Annotated in this window: 7 protein-coding genes; 2 read left to right on the top strand and 5 right to left on the bottom strand. The window is 74.0% G+C overall.

Features of this window, described 5'->3' with window-relative positions; genetic code table 11:
- Nucleotides 1–57: 57 nt before the first annotated feature.
- The 5 genes from ACFU7Y_RS34845 to ACFU7Y_RS34825 all read right to left on the bottom strand — a co-directional run bounded on the left by ACFU7Y_RS34845 (nucleotide 58) and on the right by ACFU7Y_RS34825 (nucleotide 5,697).
- Entirely contained in the window at nucleotides 58–1,491 is a 1,434-nt protein-coding gene (locus ACFU7Y_RS34845; protein ID WP_380770758.1) for a glycosyltransferase 87 family protein, read from the bottom strand.
- 128 nt (nucleotides 1,492–1,619) lie between these two features.
- Nucleotides 1,620–3,179, bottom strand: a complete 1,560-nt coding sequence (locus ACFU7Y_RS34840; protein WP_380770757.1) for an amino acid permease — start codon at nucleotides 3,177–3,179, stop codon at nucleotides 1,620–1,622.
- Nucleotides 3,180–3,498: 319 nt separating this feature from the next.
- Nucleotides 3,499–3,990: a DUF1269 domain-containing protein gene (locus ACFU7Y_RS34835; protein WP_224283092.1), complete on the bottom strand. Its 492-nt coding sequence runs from the start codon at nucleotides 3,988–3,990 to the stop codon at nucleotides 3,499–3,501.
- 172 nt (nucleotides 3,991–4,162) lie between these two features.
- Nucleotides 4,163–4,846, bottom strand: coding sequence for an ABC transporter (locus ACFU7Y_RS34830; RefSeq protein WP_380770756.1), 684 nt, complete (start codon nucleotides 4,844–4,846; stop codon nucleotides 4,163–4,165).
- Complete coding sequence (locus ACFU7Y_RS34825; protein WP_380770755.1) at nucleotides 4,846–5,697, bottom strand: ATP-binding cassette domain-containing protein; 852 nt, start codon at nucleotides 5,695–5,697, stop codon at nucleotides 4,846–4,848. Before ACFU7Y_RS34825 ends, ACFU7Y_RS34830 begins: the two co-directional genes overlap by 1 nt.
- Nucleotides 5,698–5,862: 165 nt before the next feature.
- Here ACFU7Y_RS34825 and ACFU7Y_RS34820 point away from each other — a divergent pair, with 165 nt between their 5' ends.
- Nucleotides 5,863–7,191, top strand: a complete 1,329-nt coding sequence (locus ACFU7Y_RS34820; protein WP_380770754.1) for a VWA domain-containing protein — start codon at nucleotides 5,863–5,865, stop codon at nucleotides 7,189–7,191.
- A 2-nt stretch (nucleotides 7,192–7,193) separates the two neighbouring features.
- Nucleotides 7,194–8,066, top strand: coding sequence for a peptidase (locus tag ACFU7Y_RS34815; RefSeq protein ID WP_224283096.1), 873 nt, complete (start codon nucleotides 7,194–7,196; stop codon nucleotides 8,064–8,066).
- The last annotated feature ends 13 nt before the right edge of the window (nucleotides 8,067–8,079 follow it).

Genomic DNA, 8,079 nt, shown 5'->3' with positions numbered 1-8,079 from the left:
ATCCTGAAGGCCGCCGGCGGCCGCTGAGCCTCCGGGAGCCGCACCCCCGCAGCCCGCTCAGCCTCGCGGCAGGGCGGGCTGCGGCTTTCCCCGCACCCGGCCGGGCGGGGCCGTGCGCCGGCTGCTCCAGCGCCCGGCCGCCAGCCGGGGCCAGATCACCAGCACCGCCGGCAGCGCCAGGTACCCGAACCGTCCGGCCGGGGCCAGCATGAAGGCGATCGCGAGCCCGGCGGCCAGCAGGTCGGCCGCCGCGATCGCGGAGACCGGCGGCCGGGCCAGCAGCCAGATCGCCACCGCGACCAGGGCCACGGTCATCAGCGCCAGCGAGATCGCGTGCCCGGTCGGCCCGAAGCCGGCCAGTACCTTGCCGGGCAGCGGGCTGCCCGCCGGGGTGCGGATCGCCGTCATCCCGAGCGGGAAGCGCACCACCTGTTCGCGCAGCGCGTCCGGCTGGGCCAGCGCGGACGGCAGGATCACCAGCGCACTCACCCCGACCCCGATCAGCGCGGTCCGGGCCGCGGGCCGCCGGCCGTACAGCCGCCAGAGCAGCAGGACGGCGACCGGCAGCGCGGGCCAGGCCGTCCACTTCAGGGTGCAGGCGAGGGCGAGCACCAGCCCGGCGCCGACCGTGCGGTCCCGCTCGGCGAGCGCCATGGCCAGGCAGCAGACCCCGATCAGCGGCAGGTCCACCCCGCCGACCACCAGGGCGAGCGCGATCAGCGGCGAGGCGGTGAGGACGGCCAGCGGCAGCAGCGGCGCGCGCGGGTCGCCGCTGCCGGGGCGGGAGCGCCGCAGCAGCCGCCAGGCGGCCAGCAGGCAGACGAAGAAGGTCAGCGCGAACCAGATCCGGGCGTCCCCGGCGACCCGCGCGAAGGCGGTGGAGTCGCCGAGCAGCTGGCGCGGCATCCCGAACAGGGACATCGCCGGCAGGTACGGGTTGTAGTCGGTGACCACCACCGGGTGCGGCAGGTACGCGGTACCGGTGGTGAGCAGGAGGTGGGCCGAGCGTTCGACCACCATGACCTCGGACTGGTGGCGGCCCTGCAGGGCGAGCAGCCCGAGCGGGACCAGGACGGCCCCGACGAGGGCGACCGCGGCGGCGGCGTGGGCCGCGAAGCGGCGCGGCAGGGTCAGGCAGAGCAGTCCGGCCAGGACGTAGGCGGGGGCCGCGATCATGCCCCACAGCCGCTGGTTGGCCAGGTCGGAGACGAGCGGGAAGGCGGCGGCCCAGCCGGCCGCGACCAGGCAGCCGAGCAGTTGGACGGTCCGCATCGAGGCGAGCCCGGCGAGCCCGGCGGCATTCAGCCGACCGGGCGTGGGCGGGAAGGTGCTCTCGCCACGCTGGCGGGGGAAGGGCCGGGCGGAGAAGCCGCGCGGCGGTCGTCCGGTTCGGGACGACGCCTCGGTCGCGGAGGTCTTGGCCGGCGTTCTGCCGCGGCCGGTGAAGCGGCCGCGCGGGCGGGAGTAGCCGGGCGTGCGGGTGCTCACCATGGTGGAAGGTTATGGGTGGGGACCGGGCCCTGTCGCCAAGACGGCGGACACCGGACGGGCGATGGCGTGAAAAGGGCCGCCGGGTGCCGTGGCGGTCGGCGGCCCTTCACACGGGGTTTGCTTCCGGGTCAGCCGGGGGTGTTGTCCGAGGACACGGACTGCCGCTCGGCCCGCTCCAGCCGGGAGTGCTTGATGCTGTAGCTGAAGTAGACCACCACGGCGACGCCGAGGGCGATCGCCCCGGCCCGGAAGGTGTCGGCGTGCAGGCCCTTGATCAGGTAGATGCAGAAGCCGATGCTGAGCAGCGGGACGACCGGGTAGCCGGGCACCTTGAAGCCGCGCGGCAGGTCGGGCTGGGTGCGGCGCAGCACGATCACGCCGATCGAGACCACCGAGAAGGCGATCAGCGTCCCGAGGCTGGTGATGTCGGCCAGGACCCGCAGCGGGACGAACGCGGCCAGCGCGCCCACGCCGAGGCCCACCACGACGGTGTTCCAGATCGGGGTGCCGGTGCGCGGGGAGAGCTCGGCGAAGCGCCGGGGCAGCAGGCCGTCGCGGCCCATCGAGTACAGGATGCGGGTCTGGCCGTAGATCACCACGAGGGTGATGCTGAAGATCGAGACGATCGCGCCGAACGCGAAGACCATCGCGGGCCAGCTCTGGCCGGTGATGTCCTGGAGGATCTGGGCGAGGCCGGCCTCCTGGCCCTCGAACTTCTGCCAGGGCTGGGCGCCGATGCCGGCCAGGGCGACCAGGATGTAGAGCAGGGTCACCACGACCAGCGAGATGATGATCGCCATCGGCAGGGTGCGGCGCGGGTTCTTGACCTCCTCACCGGCGGTGGACACGGCGTCCAGGCCGATGAAGGAGAAGAAGATGCTGGACGCGGCGATCTGGACGCCGCTGATGCCGAGCGGCATGAACGGGGTCAGGTTGCCGGAGTGGAAGCCGGTCAGCGCCACGCAGATGAACATCAGCAGGATCAGGATCTTGATCGCGACCATCACCGCGTTGACCTTCACCGACTCGCTGACGCCGCGGATCAGCAGGAAGCAGACCATCGCGACCAGCAGCAGCGCGGGCAGGTTGAACCAGTGGGTGCTGTCCGGCGCGCCGGAGAACTGCTCGGGGATCGTGAACCCGAAGGCCAGGTCGAAGAACTTGTTCAGGTACTCGGCCCAGGTCACCGCGATCGCGGAGGCGGAGACGCCGTACTCCATCAGCAGGCAGACGCCGACGCCGAAGGCGACGCCCTCGCCGAGGGTGGCGTAGGCGTAGGAGTACGAGGAACCGGAGACCGGGATCGCGGAGGCCATCTCGGCGTAGCAGAGCGCGGTGAGTCCGGCGGTGACCGCGGCGATCACGAAGGACAGGATGACGGCCGGGCCGGCCGAGGGCACCGCGGTGTTCAGCACGAAGAAGATGCCGGTGCCGATGGTCGCGCCGATGCCGATCGAGGACAGCTGCCACAGGCCGATCGAACGGCGCAGGTGGATGCCGGAGCGCCCGCCCTCCTCGGGCGCGCCGGCCGGGAGGGCGTCCTTGCCTTCGGTCTCCGCGATCAGTGTCGAGACGGGCTTGCGTCGCAGCAGACGCGCACCAAGGGTGTTGCTGGCCAAAACTGCGGTCCTTCTGGGCGGGGGAGGGTGTCCTGGCGGCTGGTCACCCGAAACGCCCTTGCGGGTCATCGGGGGATCAACCGAACAAACATGGGACAGTACCCGGCGAAAGCACCAGTGTCGCAAACGAACAGTCCGAACCGGCGCATTGTCCGAATTGGCGCATAGTACTGTACAAACCGGACACTTCGTAAACGGCGCTTCTGCCACTCGGTGGGTAAAGCAGCAGCTCAGCACCCCCGCGAGGGCATCCCGCCGAGCACCGGTCCGGCCCGGCGGCGGTTCCCGGCGCGCGGTGCCGACGACCGGGGAACGCCGATCGGGGCGGGCCGGCGGGGGCCGGTCCGCCCCGATCGGCGGTCGGACAGGGAGGGCCGGGCGACACGCCCTACGCGCGGGAGGCCTCGACGGTCGCCTTGAGCTCGGCCTCGGCCTCGGCCGAGAGCGAGGTCTGGATGATCTGCCCGCCGTAGCGGGCGAGCGCCGGGACGACCTTGTCGGCGGTCGCCTTGCGCACCAGCAGGAAGACGGCGGCGGTGCCGGGCTGGAGGTGCTCGCCGACCTGGCGCATGAAGTCGTCGTCCACGCCGATGTCGGTGGAGGCACCGACCGCCGCCCCGGTCGCGCCGCCGACCGCCGCGCCCACCAGGGGCATGAAGAACAGCAGGCCGATGACCCCGCCCCAGAGCGCACCGCTCGCGGCGCCCGCGCCGGTCGTGCTGACCTGCTGGTGGAGCTTGATCCTGCCGTCCGCGCGGCGCTCGACGACGACCGCGTCCTCCAGCTCGATCAGCTTCTGCTTCTGGAGCCCGATCGCCTCGTTGCGCACCGTCTGGGCGGTGGCGAGGTCCGGGTAGGCGATCGCGAAGAGGTTGCTCATTGCGGGGTCCTTCCAGGGTGTCGGACAGGCCGGCCGGGTCCGGGCGCCGGTGCGGCGGCGCCCTGTCCCGTTTCGTCACCCTAACGAGTGCTATCCACATGTACGGACTCTTCGCTGCGGTGTGTCCGCCATTGCCGGAATCGCCCTGGCTCGCCGGTTCGCCCCCGAGCCGTCACTCCGGCCGCCGCCCGGCCAGCGCCGCCACCCCCGCGCCGACCGCGGCCAGCAGGACGGCGGCGACCAGCAGGCTCGCCCACGGCACCGCGACCCGGCCGGTCCGGGCCGCCGACACCAGCCCGCTCACCGCCGTGTTGGCCGGCGAGACCGGCACCACCAGCAGCAGCGTGGCCAGCCCCAGCGCCGCCGGAATGCCGTACTGCGCGTGGACCAGCACCGGTCGGTTCGCCACCGCCCCGGTCAGCACCCCGAGCAGCGCGCAGACCACGGAGGCCACCAGCCCGGCCAGCACCGCCGGCCCGGCCCCCGGCTCCTGCCGCGCCCCCGAGTCGGCCACCGGCCCGCTGGTCCACCACACCGCCGCCACCTGACCGACGGCCAGCACCAGCGACACCGTCAGCGCCGCCAGCAGCGCACCCAGATGGACCCGGACGGGGCCCGCCGCCGCCACCAGGCAGGCCCGCGAGGCCGGCGGCTCCGCGCTCAGCGCGCTGCGCACGTACCAGGCGCTCACCGGCAGCAGCACCCCCGCGCCGAAGCCGAGACCGCCCAGCAGCGGATCGCCCGCCGCCACCCCGACCACCAGCAGCAGCGCGTACGCCAGGAACGGCGGCAGCCAGGCGTGCGAGCGCAGCAGCAGCTCCAGGTGGTACCGGGTCAGCGCACCGGTCTGCGCCATCACCGCTCCCCCTCCTCGCGCCGCCGCACCGCCAGCACCCGGACGGCCGGGCGGCCCAGCAGCAGCCGGCGCAGCAGCGCGTCCGAGTGCACGGCGGGCACCACCAGCCGCGCCGCCGTCCCGGCCAGCGCGGTGACCTCCGGCATGCCCGGGAGCCGCTCCGGCAGCGGGGAGCCGTCCGGGACGTCCACCTCGACCACCATCGCCGGACCGTCCCGCGGCGGCTCCCCCTCCCCGCCCTCGACGGGCCGCAGCGCACCGTCCGCGCCGACCCGGTACGCGGTGCTGGCCAGCCCGGCCAGCCGGGCCGGGTCGTGGTCGACGAACAGCACCGTGCCGCCCGCCGCCGCCCGCTCGGCGGCCGCCTCGTCCAGCACCGCCCGGGCCTGCGGGTCCAGCCCGGTCCAGGCCTCGTCCAGCAGCAGCACCCGCGCCTCGGGGAGCAGTGCCTGGGCGACCGCGACCTTCTGGCAGGTGCCCTTCGACAGCCGGCTCAGCGGCGTGCCCGCCCGGTCCGCGACACCGAACCGGTCCAGCCACTCCTCCGCCCGCTGCCGCGCCCGCGCCGCCGACAGCCCGTGCACCCGGCCCACCCGCAGCAGGTAGGACGCGGCGTCGAAGGGAAGCGCCGGCGGGAAGCGCTCGGGCACGTACGCCGTCGGGCCGGGCCGCACCACCCGCCCCGTGCTCGGCCGCTCGATCCCTGCGGCCATCCGCAGCAGCGTCGACTTTCCGCTCCCGTTCCGCCCGGCGATCCGCACCAACTCGCCCGGGCCGACCCTCAGATCGACCCCGCGCAGGATCCACCGCCCCCGCCGCCCGTACCGTTTGCCGACCGCCGCCAGCTCCATCGGGCCCCCTTCCGGTCCGTTGTTCACGGAAGGCTATCCAGCCCCGGTAAGGCCGGCGTGAGCACCGACTCCCCGTCCACGCGCCGGAGTTCACACCGGGGCGGGTCGGCGCACGAACCGGACTCGTTTCGCCAGGGCGAACTGATGCTCCCTAGGATCGGGCGGGTGAATACCGGACGACGACCACAGACCAGGCTCGGCAGCCTGCTGGCAGCCCTGGCGATAACGAGCGCCTCGCTGCTCCTCGGCCTGCCCGCCCACGCCGACGAACCACCAGCCGGGAACGCCCCCGCGGGCAAGGAGGCCCCCCGGGTCGACCTCGTCCTGGACGTCAGCGGCTCCATGCGCGAGGCGGACATCCAGGGCAAGAGCCGCATCTCGGTGGCCCAGCAGTCGCTGAACGAGGTGATCGACGCGCTGCCCGCGGAGACCGAGTTCGGCATCCGCACCCTGGGCGCGACCTACCCCGGCAACGACAAGGCCCAGGGCTGCCTGGACACCAAGCAGCTCTACCCGGTCGGCAAGACCAACAAGGTCGAGGCCAAGACCGCCGTCGCCACCCTGCGGCCCACCGGTTTCACCCCGATCGGCCTGGCCCTGCGCGGCGCCGCCCAGGACCTCGGCAAGGGCGAGACCACCCGCCGCGTGGTGCTGATCACCGACGGCGAGGACACCTGCACCCCGCCCGACCCCTGTGACGTCGCCCGCGAGCTGGCCTCCCAGGGCATCCACCTGGTGGTCGACACCCTGGGCCTGGCCCACGACGACAAGACCCGCCAGCAGCTGCTCTGCATCGCCAACGCGACCGGCGGCACCTACACCGACGTCCGCACCCAGGAGCAGCTCACCGACAAGGTGAAGCAGCTGGTCGACCGCTCCAACGACACCTACACGGTGACCCCGGTCAAGACCACCGGCACCGACAAGTGCGAGAGCGCCCCGGTGCTCGCCCCGGGCGTCTACACCGACCGCGAGAAGTTCTCCGAGCACCGCGTCTACAAGGTCCCGGTCAAGTCGGGCCAGGAGCTGCGCGCCTCGGTCAGCGTCGCCCTCGACCGCCCGGTGGCCCGGGACTACGGGGTGCTGCTCCAGGCCACCAGCGCGACCGGCCAGGAGCTGGTCCGCGGCACCGACGCCGGCAGCTCCCGCACCGACGTGGTCTCCACCGGCCTGCGCTGGTCCACCGACGACTCCAAGGGCTACGTCACCACCGGCCCCACCGCGTCCAAGGACGCCAAGGAGAAGCCGGAGACCACCGTCTGCCTGGTCGTCAGCAACTCGCTGGCCCCGCAGGCCGGCATCCAGGCCGACCCCGGCCTGCCGCTGGAGCTGACCGTCGACCTGGCCTCCGCCTCGCCCGCCCCGGAGGGCGCCGCGATGGGCCTCGGCCGCGGCTGGATCCTGCTGCTCACCCTCACCCTGGCCGGCCTGGCCTTCGGTCTGGTCTTCGGCTGGATCGCGCGCTGGCGGATCGCCGTCTGGCGGGAGAACTGACCATGCGTACGACGCTTCGCGGCGCCCTCGCCGCCCTCGCCCTGCTGCCCGCCCTGGCCCTGGGCGCCCCGGCCGCCTCGGCCGCCTCGCCGTCCCCCTCGGCCAGCGCGAGCGGCACCCCGGCCCCGGCCACCAAGGCCGGCACCTCCTTCCTGACCGCGGTCAACCTCTCCCCCGGCCAGGACGCCAAGGTCTCCGTCTCCACGGGTGACTACCTGTACTGGGCGTTCGGCGCCTCCGAGGGCCAGACCCCGACGGTCGGCCTGACCGTCAACCTGGCCCCCGCCGCCGACCGGCACGGCCCGCAGACCTGGTCCGTCGAGGTCTTCGACGGGCTGCGCCGCCGCCAGTCGTGCACCGCCGGCACCCAGAACGCCACCGCCGACCAGAGCGCCGGCACCCTGGCGCTGAGCTGCACCCTGCGCGAGGTCCGCACCTGGGCCGAACCGTGGTCCGGCGACCCGCTGCCCGGCACCTACTACGTGCGCCTGTCGGTCGGCGACGTGCCGCAGCCCGACCTCGGCCTGGCCTCCTCGGTCCAGCTGCACGTCGCCGCCAAGGGCGACGCCGACAACGCCCAGCCCGAGGGCGGCGAGCTGAAGGCCCCGCTGGTCCCGCCGGCCGGCGGCGGCGCCGCCACGGCCAAGGCGGCCGCCCCGGTGGCCCAGGAGGAGCACTGGTACACCGGCTGGTTCTCCGGCTGGAACAGCCGCTGGTACTGGACGATCGGCGGCGGCTTCCTGGCCGCGCTGGCCGGTGTCCTCGGCTACAACCTGACCCGGCACCCGCACGGCCACCGGCCCGGCCGCTACGGTGCCGTCCCGTCCCAGGGCTCCCACCAGAGCGGCAGCCACGCCGGCTCGGACCGCCCCTGAGGCACCCCCGGAG

Origin of the sequence: Kitasatospora sp. NPDC057542 (genome assembly GCF_042801945.1) — a bacterium.
Lineage (GTDB): Bacteria > Actinomycetota > Actinomycetes > Streptomycetales > Streptomycetaceae > Kitasatospora.
This window is presented reverse-complemented; position numbering and strand designations above follow the sequence as displayed.